Origin of the sequence: Saccharopolyspora dendranthemae (assembly GCF_007829955.1) — a bacterium.
GTDB lineage: Bacteria > Actinomycetota > Actinomycetes > Mycobacteriales > Pseudonocardiaceae > Saccharopolyspora > Saccharopolyspora dendranthemae.
Map to the genome: position 1 here is coordinate 186,096 of NZ_VIWX01000006.1, position 20,045 is coordinate 206,140.

Annotated in this window: 19 protein-coding genes and 1 pseudogene; 9 read left to right on the forward strand and 11 right to left on the reverse strand. The window is 68.1% G+C overall.

From position 1 onward, the window contains the following. Window positions 1–62: 62 nt before the first annotated feature. Entirely contained in the window at window positions 63–1,235 is a 1,173-nt protein-coding gene (locus tag FHU35_RS25365; RefSeq protein WP_186459607.1) for a BMP family lipoprotein, read from the reverse strand. A gap of 431 nt (window positions 1,236–1,666) precedes the next feature. On the opposite strand from FHU35_RS25365, the gene sdhC reads away from it, so the two are divergent. The 4 genes from sdhC (at window position 1,667) to FHU35_RS25385 (ending at window position 5,173) form a co-directional block, all read left to right on the forward strand. After that, window positions 1,667–2,101, forward strand: coding sequence for a succinate dehydrogenase, cytochrome b556 subunit (sdhC, locus tag FHU35_RS25370; protein ID WP_145744175.1), 435 nt, complete (start codon window positions 1,667–1,669; stop codon window positions 2,099–2,101). Window positions 2,102–2,107: 6 nt separating this feature from the next. Continuing rightward, window positions 2,108–2,527: a succinate dehydrogenase hydrophobic membrane anchor subunit gene (locus tag FHU35_RS25375; protein ID WP_145744177.1), complete on the forward strand. Its 420-nt coding sequence runs from the start codon at window positions 2,108–2,110 to the stop codon at window positions 2,525–2,527. A gap of 70 nt (window positions 2,528–2,597) precedes the next feature. Further along, window positions 2,598–4,388, forward strand: a complete 1,791-nt coding sequence (gene sdhA, locus FHU35_RS25380; protein WP_145744180.1) for a succinate dehydrogenase flavoprotein subunit — start codon at window positions 2,598–2,600, stop codon at window positions 4,386–4,388. A 74-nt stretch (window positions 4,389–4,462) separates the two neighbouring features. Then, a complete protein-coding gene (locus FHU35_RS25385; protein ID WP_425474186.1) occupies window positions 4,463–5,173 on the forward strand; it encodes a succinate dehydrogenase iron-sulfur subunit in 711 nt (236 codons plus the stop codon). A 217-nt stretch (window positions 5,174–5,390) separates the two neighbouring features. Here the strand turns inward: FHU35_RS25385 and FHU35_RS25390 are convergent, their stop codons facing one another. Next, entirely contained in the window at window positions 5,391–5,618 is a 228-nt protein-coding gene (locus FHU35_RS25390) for an SCO4848 family membrane protein (protein WP_186459608.1), read from the reverse strand. 163 nt (window positions 5,619–5,781) lie between these two features. Between FHU35_RS25390 and FHU35_RS25395 the strand changes: the two genes are divergently transcribed. After that, entirely contained in the window at window positions 5,782–7,002 is a 1,221-nt protein-coding gene (locus FHU35_RS25395; protein WP_145744183.1) for a D-alanyl-D-alanine carboxypeptidase family protein, read from the forward strand. Between the two features lie 9 nt (window positions 7,003–7,011). Here the strand turns inward: FHU35_RS25395 and yhjD are convergent, their stop codons facing one another. The 4 genes from yhjD to FHU35_RS25415 form a co-directional block, all read right to left on the reverse strand. Next, window positions 7,012–8,043, reverse strand: a complete 1,032-nt coding sequence (gene yhjD, locus FHU35_RS25400) for an inner membrane protein YhjD (protein ID WP_145744185.1) — start codon at window positions 8,041–8,043, stop codon at window positions 7,012–7,014. Window positions 8,044–8,105: 62 nt separating this feature from the next. After that, window positions 8,106–9,149, reverse strand: a complete 1,044-nt coding sequence (trpS, locus tag FHU35_RS25405) for a tryptophan--tRNA ligase (protein ID WP_145744187.1) — start codon at window positions 9,147–9,149, stop codon at window positions 8,106–8,108. 43 nt (window positions 9,150–9,192) lie between these two features. Further along, complete coding sequence (locus tag FHU35_RS25410; protein WP_145744190.1) at window positions 9,193–9,414, reverse strand: hypothetical protein; 222 nt, start codon at window positions 9,412–9,414, stop codon at window positions 9,193–9,195. A gap of 285 nt (window positions 9,415–9,699) precedes the next feature. Then, window positions 9,700–12,285 carry a bifunctional FO biosynthesis protein CofGH gene (locus FHU35_RS25415; protein WP_145744193.1) on the reverse strand — a complete coding sequence of 862 codons (2,586 nt, stop codon included), beginning with the start codon at window positions 12,283–12,285 and terminating at the stop codon, window positions 9,700–9,702. A gap of 175 nt (window positions 12,286–12,460) precedes the next feature. On the opposite strand from FHU35_RS25415, the gene FHU35_RS25420 reads away from it, so the two are divergent. Both FHU35_RS25420 and FHU35_RS25425 read left to right on the forward strand, forming a co-directional pair. Then, window positions 12,461–13,954, forward strand: a complete 1,494-nt coding sequence (locus FHU35_RS25420) for a S8 family peptidase (RefSeq protein WP_246110568.1) — start codon at window positions 12,461–12,463, stop codon at window positions 13,952–13,954. A gap of 202 nt (window positions 13,955–14,156) precedes the next feature. Beyond that, the gene (locus tag FHU35_RS25425) at window positions 14,157–15,371 is read left to right on the forward strand and encodes an NAD(P)/FAD-dependent oxidoreductase (protein WP_246110569.1); all 1,215 of its coding nucleotides are present in this window, start codon (window positions 14,157–14,159) and stop codon (window positions 15,369–15,371) included. Here FHU35_RS25425 and FHU35_RS25430 read toward each other — a convergent pair. After that, the gene (locus FHU35_RS25430) at window positions 15,349–15,939 is read right to left on the reverse strand and encodes a TIGR03086 family metal-binding protein (RefSeq protein WP_145744197.1); all 591 of its coding nucleotides are present in this window, start codon (window positions 15,937–15,939) and stop codon (window positions 15,349–15,351) included. The two genes, FHU35_RS25425 and FHU35_RS25430, sit on opposite strands and share 23 nt — an antisense overlap. A gap of 42 nt (window positions 15,940–15,981) precedes the next feature. On the opposite strand from FHU35_RS25430, the gene FHU35_RS25435 reads away from it, so the two are divergent. Both FHU35_RS25435 and FHU35_RS25440 read left to right on the forward strand, forming a co-directional pair. Next, complete coding sequence (locus FHU35_RS25435) at window positions 15,982–16,557, forward strand: dihydrofolate reductase family protein (protein WP_145744199.1); 576 nt, start codon at window positions 15,982–15,984, stop codon at window positions 16,555–16,557. 253 nt (window positions 16,558–16,810) lie between these two features. Continuing rightward, window positions 16,811–17,188: a VOC family protein gene (locus FHU35_RS25440; RefSeq protein ID WP_145744201.1), complete on the forward strand. Its 378-nt coding sequence runs from the start codon at window positions 16,811–16,813 to the stop codon at window positions 17,186–17,188. Between the two features lie 270 nt (window positions 17,189–17,458). On the opposite strand, the pseudogene FHU35_RS25445 reads toward FHU35_RS25440, so the two are convergent. The 4 genes and pseudogenes from FHU35_RS25445 to FHU35_RS25460 all read right to left on the reverse strand — a co-directional run. Beyond that, a pseudogene (locus tag FHU35_RS25445) lies at window positions 17,459–17,587 on the reverse strand (exodeoxyribonuclease III); the annotation flags it as partial. A gap of 25 nt (window positions 17,588–17,612) precedes the next feature. Continuing rightward, window positions 17,613–17,954 carry a hypothetical protein gene (locus FHU35_RS25450; protein ID WP_145744203.1) on the reverse strand — a complete coding sequence of 114 codons (342 nt, stop codon included), beginning with the start codon at window positions 17,952–17,954 and terminating at the stop codon, window positions 17,613–17,615. Window positions 17,955–17,956: 2 nt separating this feature from the next. Next, window positions 17,957–19,660 carry an alpha/beta hydrolase gene (locus FHU35_RS25455; protein ID WP_145744205.1) on the reverse strand — a complete coding sequence of 568 codons (1,704 nt, stop codon included), beginning with the start codon at window positions 19,658–19,660 and terminating at the stop codon, window positions 17,957–17,959. 21 nt (window positions 19,661–19,681) lie between these two features. Then, entirely contained in the window at window positions 19,682–19,957 is a 276-nt protein-coding gene (locus FHU35_RS25460) for a hypothetical protein (protein ID WP_246110571.1), read from the reverse strand. Between the last annotated feature and the right edge of the window lie 88 nt (window positions 19,958–20,045).

The following is a 20,045-nucleotide window of genomic DNA, read 5'->3' on the forward strand; positions in this document are numbered from 1 at the left end:
GCACGCGCGGTGAGAGCGAGGTGCCCTTCATCATCACTGCTCAGGCCGGAGGCCGCCGTGGATCAGGGCTTGTCCGGGACCTGGATCTGACCGTTGGCGATCGCGGCCTTGTAGGCGTCCAACGTGGGCTTGAGGTCGTCGATCTTGCCGCCCGAGGTCGAGTAGGTGACCCCGTCGATGGCGACGTCGAACTTCTTCGGCACCGTGCTCAGGTCGTTGCGCGCGACGGCGGCGATGTAGTCGTAGACCGCCATGTCGATGCGCTTGAGCATCGAGCTGATGATGACGTCCTTGTACTCGGCCACGGTGGGCTGGTTGTACTGGTCGGAGTCGACCCCGATGGCCTGGGCGCCCGCGCCCTTGACCGCGCCGAACACGCCCTTACCGGAAGCGCCGGCCGCGTGGTAGATCACGTCGGCGCCCGATTCCAGCTGGCCGGTGGCGACCTCGGAGCCCTTGTTCGGGTCCTGGAAGCCGCTGAAGTCCCCGGCCGGGGTGAGGTACTTCTCCTCGATCTTGATGTTCGGGGCCGCGGCCTTCGCACCCGCCTCGAAACCGGCCTCGAACTTCTGGATCAGCGGTGTCTGCACGCCGCCGACGAACCCGACGTGGCAGTTCTTCGACTTGTGCGCGGCCACCACACCGGCCAGGAAGGAGCCCTGCTCCTCGGCGAAGACCAGCGGTGTGACGTTCGGCAAGCCGTCGACCTGCTCGTCGATGATGGCGAACTTGGTCCCGGGGAACTCCGGGGCGACGATCTTGATGGCGTCCGCGTAGGCGTAGCCGACGGCGATGACGGGGTTGAAGCCCTCGCGCGCGAGCTGGCGCAGCCGGGTCTGCTTGGCGTCCTCGGGCTCGCCCGCTCCGGCGTCGAGCTCCTTGGTCTCGCCCAGGCCCATCTCGGCCTTGGCGCGGTCCAGGCCCGCCACCGACGCGTCGTTGAACGAGGCGTCCCCGCGCCCCCCGATGTCGAAGGCCACTCCGACGCGCAACGCGCCGGCGCTGGGCGGCGGCTGCTGCTGGGCCGTCGAGCTGGGCGCTCCGGCGGCTCCGGCAGGCGGCGCGCTCAGCTGGCACGGTCCCGTCCCGCCACCGGCGCTGCTCCCACCGCCACCGGTGTCCTTCGCGCAGCCCGCCAGCGCCAAGGCACCGCTGAGCAGCAACGCGACCGTCGCGACGCTCCTGCGTCGCGTTCCGGCACCCGAGCGCCGTCCCTCTGTCGGCGTTCGCCGCATGCCGTTCCCCTTTCGTTCGAGGCCACCGCGCTCCCCCGGCCGCGACCCCGGATCAGCGGGGCTCGGCGGCGTCGAACTCCAGATCCACTTTCGAGTGGATCTTCGTTCCGCGCGCGGTGCACGTCAGCCGGTGACGTGACTCTCGAAATTAAGGGTTGACGCTGCCGCTTGGGCATCGCTCGCGTGTCACGAAATGATTTCTTACTCGATTAACCGGTCCGGGCAGCTTGTCTGGTCGATCACAGACGGCTCGGGCGAGTAGGCCCCGGCGATTCCTCGGGTCTAGCATCCAATTCGTCAAGGCCCCAGTTCGTGGCCGGTGACGGGCGTGCACCCAACATCGCTTGGGACCAACTGCAACTCGGGGCCGGCCGCCCCTGTTCCCGAACGCGGGGCCGCCAGTCCACCAGCGAGGTTGGAGGCCTTCCACCATGGCCAGCACCACCGCCTCCGCGGCCGACGCTCCCACGCGCGCGGAACCCGTGCGCGCCAAGGGACGTCTCTACCGCGGCGATCTGGGCATGTGGTCGTGGGTGGCGCACCGGATCACGGGCGTGCTCACCTTCTTCTTCTTGTTCGTGCACGTCCTGGACACGGCGCTCGTCCGGGTATCGCCCAACGCGTACGACACGGTCATCGAGACCTACAAGCACCCACTGATGATCCTGTTCGAACTCGGGTTGCTGGCCGCAGTGCTCTTCCACGCGTTCAACGGCATCCGAGTCATGCTGGTCGACTTCTGGTCCAAGGGCACCCAGTACCAGAAGCCCATGCTGTGGACCGTGCTCGTGCTCTGGCTGGTCCTGATGGTCCCGGCCGCGATCAGCATGCTCACCCGCGCCGTCACGGAAATCTTCGGGGGTTAAGCGCCAATGTCCGTCACCGACGCACCTCTCGCCGTGGAGAAGCCGCGCACCCCGAGCCGCCCCGCAGCGCGCCGCAGCAACTTCGAGCTCTACGCCTGGTTGTTCATGCGCCTGTCCGGTGTGGTCCTGCTGTTCCTGGTGCTGGGCCACGTGCTGATCATGCTGTTCCTGGACGGCGGCGTCCACAAGATCAACTTCGCCTTCGTGGCGGGTCGCTGGGCCTCCCCCTTCTGGCAGATGTGGGACCTGACGATGCTGTGGCTGGCCGGCCTGCACGGCGGCAACGGGCTTCGTACCGTCATCAACGACTACTCCCGAAAAGACGGCACACGCTTCTGGCTGAAGATGCTGCTGTACGTCTCCGTCCTGCTGACCGTGGGTCTGGGCAGCTTCGTGATCTTCACCTTCGACCCGAACATCGGCTAGCGCCGCAGAGACCACAGCGTGGCGAGGCGACGCCGAACGCGGGCCCCCGCCACAGCCCGAGGAGGCGACCATGCAATTCCACAAATACGACGTGGTCATCGTCGGCGCCGGTGGCGCCGGGATGCGCGCGGCCATCGAGTCCGGCCAGCGCGCCCGGACCGCCGTGCTGACCAAGCTCTACCCCACCCGTTCGCACACGGGTGCCGCCCAGGGCGGCATGTGCGCGGCGTTGGCCAACGTCGAAGAGGACAACTGGGAGTGGCACACCTTCGACACGATCAAGGGTGGTGACTACCTGGTCGACCAGGACGCCGCGGAGATCATGGCCAAGGAGGCCATCGACGCGGTCCTGGACCTCGAGAAGATGGGTCTGCCGTTCAACCGGACCCCCGAGGGCAAGATCGACCAGCGCCGCTTCGGTGGCCACACCCGCGACCACGGCAAGGCCCCGGTCCGCCGGGCCTGCTACGCCGCGGACCGCACCGGCCACATGATCCTGCAGACGCTGTACCAGAACTGCGTCAAGCACGGCGTGGAGTTCTACAACGAGTTCTACGTCCTCGACGTGATGATGAGCGAGGACGCGAACGGCCAGGAGGTCTGCACCGGCGCCATCGCCTACGAGCTGGCCACCGGCGAGATCCACGTCTTCCAGGCCAAGTCCGTCGTGTTCGCCACCGGCGGTTTCGGCAAGGTCTTCAAGACGACCTCCAACGCGCACACCCTCACCGGTGACGGCATGGGCATCGTCTACCGCAAGGGCCTGCCGCTGGAGGACATGGAGTTCTACCAGTTCCACCCGACCGGCCTGGCCGGTCTGGGCATCCTCATCACCGAGGGCGTCCGGGGTGAGGGCGGCATCCTGCGCAACGCCGACGGCGAGCGCTTCATGGAGCGCTACGCCCCGACGATCAAGGACCTCGCGCCGCGCGACATCGTCGCCCGGTCGATGGCCCTGGAGGTGCTGGAAGGTCGCGGCGCGGGCCCGAACAAGGACTACGTGCTGCTCGACGTCACCCACCTCGGCGAAGAGCTGCTGATGTCCAAGCTCCCGGACATCATGGAGTTCTCCCGCACCTACCTGGGCGTGGAGCCGACCGAGGAGCCGGTGCCGGTCTACCCGACCGCGCACTACGCGATGGGCGGCATCCCCACCAACGTGCAGGGCGAGGTCCTCCGCGACAACGAGACCGTGGTTCCCGGTCTCTACGCCGCCGGCGAGTGCGCCTGCGTCTCGGTGCACGGCTCCAACCGCCTGGGCACCAACTCGCTGCTGGACATCAACGTCTTCGGCCGCCGCTCCGGCATCGCCGCCGCCGAGTACGCGCACTCCCGCGAGTTCGTGGAAACGCCGGAGGAGCCGACCAAGCTGGTCGAGGGCATGGTCGACCACCTGCGCACCAACACCGGTGGCGAGCGGGTCGCGACCATCCGCACCGAGCTGCAGCAGACGATGGACGCCAACGCCTCGGTGTACCGCACCGAGGAGACGCTGAAGACGGCTCTGTCGGACGTGCAGGCGCTCAAGGAGCGCTACGGCCGGATCGCCGTGCACGACAAGGGCAAGCGGTACAACTCCGACCTGCTGGAGGCCATCGAGCTGGGCTTCCTACTCGACCTGGCGGAGGCCCTGGTCAACGCGGCCCTGGCCCGCAAGGAGTCCCGCGGCGGTCACGCGCGCGAGGACTACACCTCCCGGGACGACACCAACTTCATGCGGCACAGCATGCAGTACAAGGTGCTGCCCGAGTCCGAAGATCCGAACGCGCCGCTCGGGTTGACCGGGTTCCAGGCCGACATCCGCCTGGACTACAAGCCGGTCACCGTCACCCGGTACCAGCCGATGGAGCGTAAGTACTGATGACTGCCGCCACCACAGAGAAGAACGCCACTCCCCTTCCCGATGACGCACCGCCGATCCCGGACGACGCGGTGATGGTCACGGTCAAGCTGCTCCGGTACAACCCGGAGCAGGACGAAGAGCCGCACTGGGAGTCGTACCGGATCCCGTCGCTGCCGTCGGACCGCGTGCTCAACCTGCTGCACTACATCAAGTGGTACGTCGACGGAACGCTCACGTTCCGCCGGTCGTGCGCGCACGGCGTGTGCGGCTCGGACGCGATGCGGATCAACGGCGTCAACCGGCTGGCCTGCAAGGTCCTGATGAAGGACATGCTCAGCTCCAGCGGCGAGACCACGCTGACCATCGAGCCGATCAAGGGCCTTCCGCTGGAGAAGGACCTGATCGTCGACATGGAGCCGTTCTTCGAGGCCTACCGCGCGGTGCAGCCGTACCTGAAGACGACCGGCAACGAGCCGACCCGCGAGCGGATCCAGTCGGTCGCCGAGCGCGAGCGCTTCGACGACACCACCAAGTGCATCCTGTGCGCGGCGTGCACCACGTCGTGCCCGGTGTACTGGTCGGACGGCAACTACTTCGGCCCGGCCGCGATCGTCAACGCGCACCGGTTCATCTTCGACAGCCGCGACGAAGCCGCTGAGGAGCGCCTGGACATCCTCAACGACGTCGACGGCGTGTGGCGCTGCCGCACGACCTTCAACTGCACGGACGCCTGCCCGCGTGGCATCCAGGTCACCAAGGCGATCCAGGAGGTCAAGCGCGCCCTGATGTTCCGCCGCCGCTGACCCGCAGCACCACCGCGACGACGGCGCCCGCCCCCATCGGGGACGGGCGCCGTCGTCCGTTCGAGCGACGAACGAGACCCGACCGGGGCACCTCGCTCGCGGAAACGTCACCAGGTCCCAGTTTTAGTCATAACTGAGCCGACATTTCGGACATGATCATGGCTCGGTTTGGACTAAAACTGGGAACGCACCGCTCGGTCCGCCGTGAGCGCGGTGGTCACGTGCGCGTGGCTCGGTAGGCCTTCCACCCGAGGACTCCGATGATGGTGCCCAGGACGAGGGACACCACGGCGATGACCAGGTGGACGATCAGGTAGGCCGTGGGGCTGCCCTGCGCCCAGGATCGGTCGCTGTTCCAGATGTTGCGCATGAACGTCGGCCACAGGAAGTAGGACCAGACCCCGAAGGCCAGCAGGAACAGCGCAACTCGGCGAGAAATCGTCACGTTCCCGAGTATCCGCTGTTGCCGGGCTCACCCGGCCTCCCGGGGTCCGCCGACCCGGGAACGTTCATGGAGCCGACGCGTTAACCTCTTCCGTGTGCCTCCGCGTTCTCACCTCCCGACGAAATCCCGTGCGAAACCACCGTTTTGGCCGGTTTTCGCGGCGATGCTCGTCGCCCTGCCGCTGCTGACCGCCGCGCCCGCCGCTGCTCAGCCACCCGCTTGCCCCAACGCCGAGGCACCACCGCCCGCCGTCGACACCTCCGAGGTGCCCGCGCCCGGCCAGCCCGCACCGACCCCGGTCCCGGTGCCCGAGACACCGGTGGGCGGCGACCGGATCGCCGACTGCGCGCTGCTGACCGCGCCGGACCGGACCGGACCGCCACCGGACGTCGCCGCCTCCGCCGCCGGCTGGGTGCTGGCCGACCTGGACTCCGGCGAGATCCTGGCCGCCAAGGACGCCCACGCCCGGCAACGCCCGGCCTCCACCATCAAGGTGCTCACCGCGCTGACCGCGCTGCGCGAGCTCAAGCTCGACGACACGCTGGTCGCCACCCAGGAGGACGCCAACCAGGAGGGCACCCGCATCGGCCTGCTGCCCGGGATGACCTACCGCGTCGGCGACGTGTTCCAGGCGATGCTGATGGGTTCCGGCAACGACGCCGCGCACGCGCTGGCCATGAAGATGGGCGGCGTCCCGGCGACGCTGGAGAAGATGAACCACCTGGCCGCCGAGATCGGCGCGCTGGACACCCGCGCTGCCACACCGTCCGGTCTGGACGGTCCGGGCATGAGCACCTCCGCGTACGACCTGGCCACGATCTTCCGGCTGGCGATGCGCGAACCCGCCTTCGCCAACGCGATCGCCACCCCGATGATGTTGCTGCCCGGCGCGCCCGGCCAGCCGCCGTTCGAGCTGTGGAGCGACAACCAGGTCCTGCGCAACTACCCCGGCGGCCTCGGCGGCAAGACCGGGTTCACCGACGACGCCCGGCACACGTTCATCGGCTCCGCGCAGCGCGACGGACGCCGCCTGGTGGCGGTGATGATGCGCGGCGAGAACACCCCGGTGCGGCTGTCGCACCAGGCCATGGCCCTGCTCGACCACGGGTTCTCGCTGCCCGGGGGCACCTCGGTCGGTCAGCTGGTGACGACCTCGCCGCGCGCTCCGGAAGCCGCCGTCCCCGCGGCGCGGGCCGGTGTGCCGCCGGAAGCGCAGGGCGTCGGCGTCCGCGACTCGTCGTTCTTCGGCACGATCACCGGGCCGCTGATCCTGCTCGCGATCGCGCTCGTCGCCGTGGCGACGGCCGTGCTCCTGCGCAGGCGCCGGGCGCAGCTCGCCCAAGCCCGACGCCAGGCGTCGGCCGAGAGCGCCGAGCACCCCTGATCGAGCGGCTCAGCCTCGGCCGGAGCCCCGCGATCTGCGCACCAGCCAGCCCGCGAGGGCTCCGAGGCCGAGCATGCCCGCCGCGGTGCGCATTCCCGCGCCGCGGCGGACCCGCACCGCCGGGCGGATGATGGCCGGCCCGGGAGCCGGGACCGCATCCGATTCGCGGTTCTCGGCCGATGACGCGGTCCAAGCGGTCACGAACAGGATGAAGCGCGAGATCAGGTTCGCGAACACCAGCAGACCGAGGATCGGGCCGAACGCCGCACCGGCGGGCGAGTTCGTGACCGAGTTCAGGTAGATCACGCCGACCTGCTTGAGGACCTCGAAGCCTAGGGCCGCGAACAACGCGCCCCACACGGCGCTGCGCAACGTCACCGGCTTGCGCGGCAGCCGCGACAGCACCCACGTGAACACCAGCCACCCGGCCAGCAGCGACAGCAGGATCGACAGCACCCGCAGCACGACGCCCGCGAGGACGCTGCGCTCGAACCCCGCCGCGTCCAGCAGCAGGCTCCCGACGCCGCCGCCCAGCGCGCTGATGCCGAACGACAGCGCCATCGCCAGCCCGAGGCCGAGCAGCGACGCCAGGTCGGAGCCCATCCTCTTGAGCATCGGCTGCGGTTCCGGGACCTGGGTCCACTGCGCGGTCAACGCCTCGCGCAGGTTGGTCATCCAACCCAGACCGGAGTACAGGGCCGTGAGCAGACCGATGATCCCGACCGCGCCCGCCTGCTTGATCGCCTGGTCGACGACGCGGTTGAGCATGTCGCTCAGCGCCGGGCTCGGCACCGCGGAGGTGATCGAGTTCTTCAGGTTCGTCAGCATCTCGGGGTTGCCGCTCAGCACGAAACCGGCGACCGCGAAGGCGATCATCAGCAGCGGCACCAGGGCCAGCACGCTGAAGTAGGTGATCGCCGCGGCGTAGTAGTCGCCGTACTGCTGCTGGTAGCGGGCGGAGGCCCGGATCAGCCTGTCGAGCCATGCGTGCCGCTGCCGCAACCTGTCCAGACGGCCAGGTTGGTCCTGTTGACCCGTCATGGTGCACCTCCCACCCAACGGCACTCCCCCGAACGGTGGCAGGCTACCCGCAGTTGATCACCTCAGCGCAACGGAGACAGGAAACCCACCCGTTCGAACACCGTCTTCAGGGTCTGCGCGGAGACCTCGCGGGCCTTTTCCGCACCCCGGTGCAGAACCTTGTCCAGCTCGGCCGGATCGTCGAGGTAGGAGTTGACCTTCTCCTGCAGCGGCGTCACGAAGTCGACCACGACCTGGCCGAGCTCCTTCTTCAGGTCGCCGTACCCGCGTCCCTCGTAGGAGGTTTCGAGTTCGGCGATGGTCTGGCCGGTCAGCGCTGAGTAGATCGCCAGCAGGTTGGAGATGCCGGGCTTCTCGTCGGCGTCGTAGCGGATCTCGCGGCCGGCGTCGGTGACGGCGGAGCGGATTTTCTTCGCCGAGCGCTTCGGGTCCTCCATCAGCTCGATCACGCCGCTGGGCACCGACTTGCTCATCTTGGCGGTCGGGTCCTGCAGGTCGTAGATCTTGGCAGTGTCCTTGGGGATGTGCGCCGCCGGAATGGTGAAGGACTTGCCGAAGCGGGAGTTGAAGCGCTGCGCGAGGTTGCGGGTGAGCTCCAGGTGCTGGCGCTGGTCCTCGCCGACCGGGACCGCGTCCGCCTGGTAGAGCAGGATGTCCGCGGCCTGCAGCACCGGGTAGGTGAACAGCCCGACGCTGACGTGGTCGGCCTCCTGGCGGGACGACTTGTCCTTGAACTGTGTCATCCGGCCGGCTTCACCGAACCCGGCCATGCACTCCAGGATCCAGGAGAGCTGCGCGTGCTCGGGCACGTGGCTCTGCACGAACAGGGCCGAGCGGTCGGGGTCGACGCCGAGGGCGAGCAACTGGGCCGCGGAGACCCGGGTGCGCTTCCGGAGCAGTTCCGGGTCCTGCTCGACGGTGATCGCGTGCAGGTCGACGACGCTGTAGAAGCACTCGTAGGTGTCCTGCATGGTGACCCATTCCCGCAGGGCGCCGAGGTAGTTGCCGAGGTGGAACGAGTCGGCCGTCGGCTGGATCCCGGAGAGGACGCGGGGCCGGGCCTCGGGCTGCTCACTGGTCTGGGTTGCGGGGCTGTCGCTGCTCACGGAGCTGATTCTCGCAAGCGCCGCCCCGCCCGCGGGACCGGGTTCAACCCTTGCGCTGGTTCTCCGGCTGGATCTTCTTCTTGCGGAAGACGCCGACGACCATCCCGGCGACACCGAGGACGACGGCGCTGAGCCCGACGGAGCCGAGCGAGTCCACCGTCGGCGCGGCGACGATGACGGCTGCGGACTGAGCTTCGGCGAGACCCGTCGTGATCGGCATCAGCGCCGCCACGAGGGCGCCGGGTGCGGACACTCGCCTGATCACGCGAGATATTCGGCTACGCAAGAGCGTGCCTCCCTGCGGAAGTTGACCCCTTCGGGGCCCTCTACTCGTGTGGTCCGGTGGCGGACAGTACCGACCGCCCGTTGCGATCGCGGTTGCCTTGCGTAAACCAACCACGACAGGGTGATCATATTTTCCGGAACCGAGCGACTTCCCAGGGGGAGTTGATCACGGACTTCGCAGGTGAGCGGTGGAGCCGACGGCCAGTCGGCCCCACCAAGCGTCACCTAGTGAGCTGAATAACACTCAATCGGAGTAATCAGCTCCTCACACTGCACTGACGCCGAGCTGCACCTGACGCGTTCGCCCATACGTCGTAGTGCGTTGCCGCGCGGTGCGGCCCGCTCGCGATGCGAGCTCGTGCAATTCCTCGACGCTGCGCTCCGAACCGTGCTCCGATCCGGCCATCCGGCTGATCGTCTCCTCCATCAACGTGCCGCCGACGTCGTTGGCGCCGCCGTTGAGGACCTCGGTGGTGCCGGAGTCGCCGAGCTTGACCCACGAGGTCTGCACGTTGTCGATCCGCCCGTGCAGCAGGATCCGGGCCATCGCGTGCACCGCCCGGTTGTCCCGCTGCGTCGGCCCCGGCCGGGCCAGGCCCGCCAGGTAGATCGGGGCGTTGCGGTGCACGAACGGCAGCGGGACGAACTCGGTGAACCCGGCCTGACCGTGCTCGCGAGCCCTGTCCTGCACACTGGCCAGCGTGCGCAGGTGCCCCAACCAGTGCTCCGGGTGGTCGACGTGGCCGTACATCATCGTCGACGAGGACGGGATGCCCAGCCGGTGCGCGGTGCTGACGACCTCGATCCACTCCGCCGCGGGCAGCTTGCCCTTCGTCAGCACCCAGCGGACCTCGTCGTCGAGGATCTCGGCCGCCGTGCCCGGGATGCTGCCCAGACCCGCTTCCTTGAGCTCGGCGAGCCAGTCCTCGACGGTCACGCCCGCCTTCGCCGAGGCGCTGACGATCTCCATCGGGCTGAAGGCGTGGACGTGCATCTCCGGCACCCGCGCCCGCACGGCCCGCACCAGGTCGGCGTACCCCGACACCGGAAGCCTCGGGTCGATGCCGCCCTGCACGCACACCTCGGTGGCTCCGGCCCGCCACGCCTCGTCGGCGCGATCGGCGACGTCCTCCGGCGAGAGCCGGTAGGCGTCGGCGTCCCGCTCGCGCTGGGCGAAGGCGCAGAAGCGGCAGCCCACGTAGCAGATGTTGGAGAAGTTGATGTTGCGGTTGACCACGTAGGTGATGTCGTCGCCGACCACCTCACGACGCAGCCGGTTTGCGATCCCGGCGAGCTCGTCCATCGCCGACCCCTCGCAGGTCATCAACGCCATCGCGACATCGTGGTGCTGCGGATCCAGCAGCACCGCCGGGTCCGAGTCGGCCAGTCGCAGGCCCTTCTTGACGTCCGCGTCCAGCCGTTGCGGGGCCGCCGCCGAGGGGACCTGGCCGCGCAGCTCGTCCCAGTCGCCGTAGACGGTGTCGAAGTCGGTGCGCCGGTCCTCCGAGCGGCCCTCGGTGTCGATGCTGCGGTGCAGGTCGGTCCGGCCGATCGACTCGAAGCCGCCGTCGGGCTCCTGCCACTCCCGCCCGGCGATCTCCGCGTCCGGGTCGGCGAAGCCGTCGGCATCCGAGAGCGCGTCGACGTGCGAGGCCACCCGCAGGTCCAGCCACTGCGTGCTGTCCCCGGCCAAGCCCTTGCGCACGTAGCGCGGGTAGGCGGTGAGCCGCTCGCGCAGCTGGAAACCGGCGGTGCCGGTGAGCTCGTCGAGCTCGGCGACCTGCGGCCACGGGCGTTCGGGGTTCACGTGGTCCGGCGTCACCGGGGAGACGCCGCCCCAGTCGTCGATCCCGGCGCGCAGCATCAGCAGGTGCTCATCACCCACCAGGTTCGGCGGTGCCTGCACGCTCACGCCCGAGGGCATCAGCAGCCGGGCCACGGCGATGGTCGCGGCGAGCTCGTCCAGGTCGGCGTCGGGCATCCCGCGCATCGCGGTGTCCGGCTTCGCCCGGAAGTTCTGGACGATGATCTCCTGGATGTGCCCGTACTGGCGCGCGGACTGCCGCAGCTCCAGCAGCGATTCGGCGCGCTCGGTGCGCGTTTCGCCGATGCCGATGAGGATTCCGCTGGTGAACGGCACCGCGACGCGGCCGGCGTCGGTGAGCACCCGCTTGCGGACGGCCGGTTCCTTGTCCGGGCTGCCGAAGTGCGGGCCGCCCTTCTCGCTCCAGAGCCGCTCCGAGGTCGTCTCCAGCATCATGCCCATGCTCGCCGCGACCGGCTTGAGCCTGGTCAGCTCCGACCAGGACAGCACTCCGGGGTTCAGGTGCGGCAGCAGACCGGTCTCCTCCAGCACGGCGATCGCGCAGGACCGGACGTAGTCGACCGTGGAGGAGTAGCCGCGCGCTTCGAGCCACTCGCGGGCCGCGGGCCAGCGCTCCTCCGGCCGGTCGCCCAGGGTGAACAGGGCTTCCTTGCACCCGGCGGCGGCTCCCTGGCGAGCGATCTCCAGAACCTCGTCGCGCTCCAGGAAGGCCGATTCCACCTTGTGCGGGACGGTGGCGAAAGTGCAGTAGTGGCAACGGTCCCGGCACAGCCTGGTCAGCGGGATGAACACGTTGCGGCTGTAGGTGACGACGCCCGGATGCCCCTCGGCGACCAGGTGCGCGTCACGCGCCTTTCCGGCCGCTGTCAGGAGTTTGTCCAGGTCGTCGCCGCGTGCGTGCAGCAGAACCGCGGCTTCGGTGGCGTCGAGCGAGACGCCGTCGGTGGCGCGGCGCAGAGCGCGCCGCATCGCCGATGAGCTCGGGGTCTGTTCCGGCGGGGTGATGTTCAAATCTGCAACCGACACCTGCCGACTCTAAGTCGGCCCGAAGTTGTTGCCCAGCCGTCATCTGCGTGCCGAGTCCCTCACTTTCGGCTACCGAATTACTCCATTGAGACCTACCGGCTATCCCCGAATCAGGCGCAAAATCCGGACGAATATCACTGGGTGAACCATTCTTAGTCTCCCTGGGAGGGACAAGTTGTCACGCAGAAGTAGGAGAGGCCGTTCGCTGCGGATCGCAGGATCGGCCCTCGCCCTGACGCTCCTGTTACCCGCCGGACTGCTGGGCTCGGCGCCGGAAGCACCGGCCGCCTCTGCCGTTCCGCTGCACTTCGTGGTGGTGGGACCCGTCGGTGACGGGCTCGCGCAGACCGAGGAATCGGTGCGCGCCGTCGGCGGCGCCGTCGTGCAGAGCTGGCCGCAGATCGGCGTCGTCGTCGCCACCTCGCCGGACCCGGCCTTCGCCGGAGCGGTCCGCCGGCAGCCGGGCGTGGAGCAGGCGGGAGCGAGCCGCAACCTCGCCGAGCAGCTGCCGCCCGCGGAGTCAACCCAGCTCGAAACGCTGGAAGGCACCGCGAACGACGCGGCCACCCTCGCCGCCGAGGGCCAGGAGCCGCTGGAAGCCGAGCAGTGGGACCTGCCGCAGATCAAGGCCGAGAAGGCCCACGCGATCTCGCAGGGCAGCAAGGACACCACCGTCGGCGTGCTGGACTACGGCATCGACCCCACGCACCCCGACCTCGCGCCGAACCTCGACGTGTCGCGGTCGGTGAGCTGCGTCAACGAGGGCGTCCCGGACCAGAACCAGGAAGCCTGGCAGCCGCAGGACCCGACGCAGGACCACGGCACGCACGTCTCGGGCACCATCGCCGCCGCGCGCAACGGCGTCGGCGTCGCCGGTGTGGCCCCGGACGTCACGCTCGCCTCGGTGCGGGTGATCGACGACGGCGGGTTCATCTACCCCGAGTACGCCATCTGCGGGTTCATCTGGGCCGCCGAGCACGACTTCGACGTCACCAACAACTCGTACTTCGTCGACCCCTGGTACCTGTGGTGCGACAGCGACCCGGACCAGAAGGCCGCAGCCGAAGCGGTCCGCCGGGCCGTCGCCTACGCCGAAGGCCACGACGTGGTCAACGTGGTCTCCGCGGGCAACAGCAACTGGGACCTGTCCCAGCCGATCCACGACACCGACAGCCCGAACAACGGCGGGCCGACCCAGGACCGCCACACCGGACCGGACTGCCACGTCCTGCCGGGCGAGCTGCCCGGCGTCGTGCCGGTGTCGGCCGTCGGGGTCAACGCGGTCAAGTCGTACTACTCCAACTACGGGCTCGGTTCGATCGCCGTGACCGCTCCCGGCGGTGACGCGCGGCAGATCCCGCAGACGCCGTCGGCCAACGGCCGGATCCTCTCCAGCGTTCCCGGCGGAGGCTGGGGCTGGATGCAGGGCACCTCCATGGCGGGCCCGCACGCCGCAGGCGTCGCCGCCCTGGTGCGCAGCACCCACCCGGAGTGGACCTCGCAGCAGGTCATCGGCGCGCTGAGCAACCAGGCGGACCCGCTGCCGTGCCCGAAGGACTACGACGGAGACGGTGACGGCGTCGTGGACGCCGTCTGCGCGGGTGGCCCGACCGGAGCCGGCTTCTACGGCGCAGGCCTCATCGACGCTCTGGACGCGGTGACGAAGTAGCCCCACCACGCGAAAACCGCGGGACTCGTGCGCACGAGTCCCGCGGTTTTCGTTCTTCCCACCCGGGTGGGGGACGGGATCCGGCTCGCGGGATGCGCTCGGCCGAGGCCGGCGTCGTCTTCGGAGGTGGGAGAGGTGGGTTCCGGTTGCCCGGTTCCCGTGGCGGCAGGACGCTTCGGGGGTGGGAGATTCGGAGAGTTTCGTGATCGTCGGCGCAGGCATGGCCGGCGCGAAGGGCGCCGAGGCGCTGCGCGACCAGGGGTTCGACGGGCGGATCACGCTGCTGGGCGATGAGTCGCACCGGCCCTACGAGCGACCACCGCTGTCCAAGGAGTACCTGATGGGCAGCGCCGAGTTCGACGCCGCCTACGTGCACCCCGAGAACTGGTACGCCGACAACCGCGTCGACCTGCGCCTGGACACCAAGGTGCGGCGGATCGACCGCTCGCTGCGCCACGTCGAACTCACCGACGGGACCCAGCTGGAGTTCGACAAGCTGATGCTGGCCACCGGGGCCCGCCCGCGTTCCATCCCGGTGCCGGGCCACGATGCCGAGGGCGTTCTCCACCTGCGCCAGGTGGGCGATTCCGACCGCATCAAGCAGGCCCTGGCCGGCATCGAGAACCTGGTGGTGGTCGGCGCGGGCTGGATCGGCCTGGAGGTCGCTTCCGCGGCACGTCAGGCCGGGGTCGGCGTGACGGTGGTCGAGACCGCCGAGCTCCCGCTGCTGCGGGTGCTGGGCCGGGAGGTCGCCGAGGTCTTCGCCGCGCTGCACCGCGACCAGGGCGTGTCGTTCCGCTTCACCACCGCGGTCGACGAGATCCTCGCGCCGTCCGGGAAGGTCACCGGGGTGAGGCTGACCGACGGCTTGGAGATCGACGCGCAGGCGGTGCTGATCGCGGTCGGCGTCGACCCCGACGTCGACCTGGCCACCGAGTCGAAGCTGCGCGTCTCCAACGGCGTGCTGGTGGACGCGACGCTGCGCAGCGGCGATCCGAACATCGTCGCCGCGGGCGACGTCGCCAACGCGTTCCACCCGGTGCTGGGCAAGCAGATCCGCGTCGAGCACTGGGCCAACGCGCTCAACCAGCCCGCGGTCGCGGTGTCCTCGATGCTCGGCGGCGACATCACCTACTCGGAGCTGCCGTACTTCTTCACCGACCAGTATGACCTGGGCATGGAGTACCTCGGGCACGTCGATCCCGACGAGTACGACGAGGTGCTGTTCCGCGGCAACGTCGAGGCCCGCGAGTTCATCGCCTTCTGGCTCTCCGAGGGCAAGGTGCTGGCGGGCATGAACGTCAACATCTGGGACGTCACCGACCAGATCAAGACCCTGATCACCTCGGGCACCACCGTGGACCGCGAAGCGCTCCAGGACCCGAACGTCCCGCTCAACGAGCACATCGCCCGCTGACACCGGGGTCGCGTCCGGTCATGGCGACGATCCGGTCCAGCAGCGGCGCGTCATCGGCGACGTCGACCGGGGATCCCCACAGCTCCGGCAGCGGTGCGCTGGGGACGAACACCCGCACGTGGGCCCAGCACGCCCGCAGGGTGTCGTCCGGCAGGTGAAACCGCGCCCCGGTGGCCCGCGCCAGGTCCCAGCCGTGGACGACCACCTCGGTGAGCGCGATGCGGCCCCAGACCTCGTTCCGCAGCAGAACTCCGCCCGCCGCGGTCTCGCCTTCCCAGGCAGCCGGGGACGACCACGCCCGGGCGAGCTCCAGGACGTGCGAGCGGACGTCGCCGGGTCCCGGTTTCGCCGAGGCCAGGGCGGTGAATCCCTGCGCGGCCTCGTCGACGTGCGCGACGACCTCGCGGACCGCGTACTCGGAGCACGGGGTCGGCAGGTCCAGCTGGTCGTCGGTCACGGTGCTCAGCAGGGCGGCGAACTCGTGGCAGGCGGGTGTCAGATCGATAAACGCGAACCTCCTCGAACGGGCTTCTCCGAGAGGTGGACGAAAAAGGGCCGCCGAACTCATCGCCGCGCCGCTACAGTCACCGAAGACCACGAGGGGGCCGCTTTGCGAAGAATGACGTACATGATCGCGTCGACGATCGACGGCCGCATCACCGGTCCGGACAACGACAACCCCGACTTCTTCCTGCACGAGGGCGACCACGGCGATTTCCTGCGCGCGGAGTTCCCGGAAGTGCTGCCCACCCACGTCCGACCGATGTTCGGCCTCGACGGGGTGCCCAACAAGCACTTCGACACGGTGCTGCAGGGACGCGGCAGTTGGGACATCGGAATGCGGGAGGGCATCACCAACGCCTACCAGCACCTGCGCAGCATCGTGTTCACCCGGAGCATCGCCGAAAGCCCCGACCCGACTGTGGAGTTCGTGGCCAACGATCCGCTGGAGCGGGTGCGGGAGCTCAAGCGCGAACCGGGAGCGGGAATCTGGCTGTGCGGCGGCGGGACGCTGGCGACAGCCCTGCGGCCCGAGATCGACGAACTGATCATCAAGCTGCACCCGGTCGTGGCCGGTGCGGGAATTGCGATGTTCGACGGCGATTTCGCTCCGGAGGAGTTCGCACTCGCGGAGGCGAAACCGTTCGAGAGCGGCGTCGTGCACCTCACCTACCGGAAGCGCTGAAGAAAAGCGTTGCGATCACACCGCGTTCCGGTCTAGTTTGATCCGGTGATTATCGGGACGGCGACAAGCCACGCACGGATTGGCAACCCGGTAGAGCGCTGACCGCTCTGCGGGCCTCGCGCCCGTCCCCCTCTCATTCGAGAGGGGGTGATCTCCTCCTACCCGTCTGAGGACGGCGGACGAGCGCGCCAACACCACTTCCACCGCCGCGCTCTCCCACGACCAGCACCACAGTCCGCAGAGGAGAGATCATTTGAGCATCACGTTCAACCACACCATCATCGCGTCCAAGGACCGCGAGGAATCCGCGCGGTTCTACCGGGAGCTGCTCGAGGTGGCGGAGGCTCCGTCCTGGGGCGTTTTCACCAACACTCAGCTCGACGACGGGGTTCTGCTGCAATTCGCCGAACCTCCGGTGGACGAGATCCAGATGCAGCACTACGCCTTCCTGGTCGACGACGAGCTGTTCGACCGGGCCTACGCCCGAATCCAGGAGTGGAAGGTCGACCACTGGGCCGGCCCCCGCGGCGACGGACCAGGGACGATCAACCACAACCACGGCGGCCGCGGCGTGTACTTCAAGGACCCGTCCGGCCACGGATTGGAAATCATCACATCGCCGTACTTCTGATGTAATCGCGAAGGCCTTTCCGCGATGAAGGGCGCTTTTCAGCGAAACGGGTGAAGCCGGTACTCCGTTCCCTGATCGTGATCGGGGTGCCGGCTTCGGCCATCGGGCGGAGGCCTTCGCGGACCGCGTTCCTCGGCGAACTCGACCGCTTTCCGCACGGCGACCCCGAACTCGTCCCAGCGCCCTTAGATGTTGCGGAGGAGGATCGGTCCTTCATCGGGTTTCACCACGCGCCGAGTCCTCGACTCAATTCGGAGTCGAGGACGCTGATCAGAGGTCGTAGGTGACGGTCACCGGGGCGTGGTCGGACCAGCGCTGGTCGTAGCTGGGCGCGCGTTCGACGACGGCCTCGGTGGCTCGCCCAGCGAGCCCGGGCGTGGCGACCTGGTAGTCGATCCTCCTAGGCATACCAAACACCGAAAGGCTAGGCAGACCCGATCAAGTAGGTTGTTAGCGAGACAGCCAACATGATTCCGGTCAAACCGAGCAGGACCCACTTGGCGCGGCGAAGCCATCCAGCGATAGAGGCTAGAACGATGACCATTCCGACTGCCCACGGGATGATCCAGAAGCCGAAGAAGGCTTGGATGAGATCCTTGTTGGTCACTCCTGGGCCGGAATCCTGGCTATCGAATCCCGTGAGAGAAGCGCCGAGATAAGGGAACCAAGCGACCAAACTTGCGATCATGATGAACCCGCCGACCACGATTCCGACGATGCGGTGCGGTTTGGCGTTAATGCCGTTCTCGGCAGGGTTGTGCGGCATCGTCAACTTCCTTGGCCGTTGGTCCCGGTCATGATGCGTGCCATGCTTTCACGAGATGGCGCTCTATCCCAGTAGTCGCTGTGCCCACCGTTCGGGTCGGTCGGCATGATGTTCCCGCCAAACTCGGGGTCAGTCGGGTCAAGGCCGTACCGCGCGTAGTCGGAATCACCGAAGACGGTTGGTGCCCATCGGAGCGGGTCCGTGGACGGGGTCCAGTCGATGACATCACTCTCAGACTTTGCCGCCCACACGTGTTCCTTCGGCACCCCGAGTTGGTCCGCGCTGTCGACGCCCACCCCTGGGCTGCCGAGGAACGCGATGTCGTCGGCGTGGGAGCCACCGTTAGAAGCGGCCTCACCCACGACGGTCGAGCCGTAGCTGTGTCCGATTAGCGTGTTGTGCGAAGGAGTCTCGCCCTGGTGGCTTGCCCTCAGTCCCTCTTGGAAGTTGGACAGGTCTCCGTGTGCGTTCTCGGCGTAGCTGCCGAAGGCAGCGCCCGGGACGACACTGTTGGGCGATTCGTAGCTCGCCCAGGTAATCGCCACGTTGTTGCCTGGCGAGAGTTCGTTTGCCCGGTTCAAGACCTGATCATTCCGCGTCACGTCGTCTGTCACGCCGCCGAGGTCGCTGTACGTACCAGGTACGAGCGTCATGGTGTTGTCGGCGAAGTCCGGGTTGCCGTGGGCGACGATGGCTTGGCCACGATTCTCCGCGGTCGAGTCGAGTCCCAGCAGGTAGTAGTCGCTTTGCGCAGCCGATTCGCCGATCTTGTTCTGGAGTGAGTCGATCCCACGGAGTGCCTCGTTCAGCTCCCGGATCTTATGGCCTTTCGAGGTTTCGCTGTGCCCGGTTCGCTCGAACTCATCTTGAATTTGCTTGTGGAGCGTGCCGATTTGGTTGGTGATTGCGGCTCGCTGCGATTGGAGAATCGAACGGTTCGCGAGATCGCGAGTGGCGGACGGAACGCCGTCGGTGTTGCCGACCATCTGCGGAAACCGGCCCATGAGGTCGGCTTGTTGGGCACTGGTCAGCGCGCCCCAGAGGCCGCTTACGGCGGCAGGGCTGGTGGACGCGGCTCTCTCGAACATTCCCTTGGTGGCGTTCAGGGCGCGATCGTCCATGAGCGTTGCTGCCCCCGCCAGGGCTTGGGCAGCCGGGCTGGTCGCTGCTGCTGCGGCTTGTGCCCATCCTCCGGCGCTACCGATGTGCTGCAAACCATCGGCGTTGCCCTTGAGTGCCGCTGCGAGTCGCTCGTGGGCGGCCTTCTCCATAGAACGGGCCTGGTTGATCGTTTCCTGAGCCTCGCGGTAGGCCGTCTGTTGGCGTTGCTGCTGGTCTGGCTGGAGAGGCATTGGGCCAGGTTCGAGGATCAGGTGTGCGCCCATCATCCTGAGCCCGCCGCTGGTGGCGACCTGCTGTGCTTGGGCCATGCGAGCCTTGACCGTGGTCAGGTCATCAGCAAACGCGGTCAGCGCTTGGCCTAGGCCGTTGAAGAGGTTGGCAAGCGCGTCTGCGTCGCGGCGGGTCGTTCCTGCCTTTGCGCGGAAGGCACCCCCGGCCTGCCCTTCCCAGCCTGCTTCGGAGTTGGTGATTGTGCGCTGCCAGCCGGAGGCCGCGTCGTCGACACCGGATGCGAGTTGACGGACTGCACTGACCGTTTCCCGGACGGATCCGGGATCACAGGCCACGAAGATGTTGAGCGGCATGTGTTTTCGGCTCCGATATGGTCAGCGCGGTCCGACCTGGTGGATCTGGTCGGCGCCGCCCTGGTCATTGTTGACGTACGTGCCCTTGCCCGCGTGCAGGTCACCGGCCGTCTTGGTCGTTTCTTCCACGAGGCCGGCCGCAGCGCGCATGAGTTCAGCCAACGTGGCGTTTACTGCGGGACCTGAAGGGCCTGCATCGGCTTCGGGCGCAGGTCTGGCGTGCGCGAGCTCGTTGCTGGAGCGTTCGAGCTCACCAGCTAGTTCCGCCAGAGTCTCAGGGGTCACCTGAAGGCTCACGCGCGTCCCTCCCCAGAACATCGCGACTTGATCGCGAGTAACGGTATCGAAGGTCTTAAACGGCGGGCAGCGTAAAACTACGCATCAC

Excerpts from the sequence above, each read along its gene's own strand:
- sdhA (WP_145744180.1), top strand. The coding sequence starts at position 2,598 with ATGCAATTCCACAAATACGACGTGGTCATCGTCGGCGCCGGTGGCGCC.
- sdhC (WP_145744175.1), top strand. The coding sequence starts at position 1,667 with ATGGCCAGCACCACCGCCTCCGCGGCCGACGCTCCCACGCGCGCGGAA.
- FHU35_RS25395 (WP_145744183.1), top strand. The coding sequence starts at position 5,782 with ATGCTCGTCGCCCTGCCGCTGCTGACCGCCGCGCCCGCCGCTGCTCAG.
- FHU35_RS25385 (WP_425474186.1), top strand. The coding sequence starts at position 4,463 with ATGGTCACGGTCAAGCTGCTCCGGTACAACCCGGAGCAGGACGAAGAG.
- yhjD (WP_145744185.1), bottom strand. The coding sequence starts at position 8,043 with ATGACGGGTCAACAGGACCAACCTGGCCGTCTGGACAGGTTGCGGCAG.
- FHU35_RS25365 (WP_186459607.1), bottom strand. The coding sequence starts at position 1,235 with ATGCGGCGAACGCCGACAGAGGGACGGCGCTCGGGTGCCGGAACGCGA.
- FHU35_RS25455 (WP_145744205.1), bottom strand. The coding sequence starts at position 19,660 with ATGCCGCTCAACATCTTCGTGGCCTGTGATCCCGGATCCGTCCGGGAA.
- FHU35_RS25375 (WP_145744177.1), top strand. The coding sequence starts at position 2,108 with ATGTCCGTCACCGACGCACCTCTCGCCGTGGAGAAGCCGCGCACCCCG.
- FHU35_RS25430 (WP_145744197.1), bottom strand. The coding sequence starts at position 15,939 with ATGAGTTCGGCGGCCCTTTTTCGTCCACCTCTCGGAGAAGCCCGTTCG.
- FHU35_RS25450 (WP_145744203.1), bottom strand. The coding sequence starts at position 17,954 with ATGCCGCACAACCCTGCCGAGAACGGCATTAACGCCAAACCGCACCGC.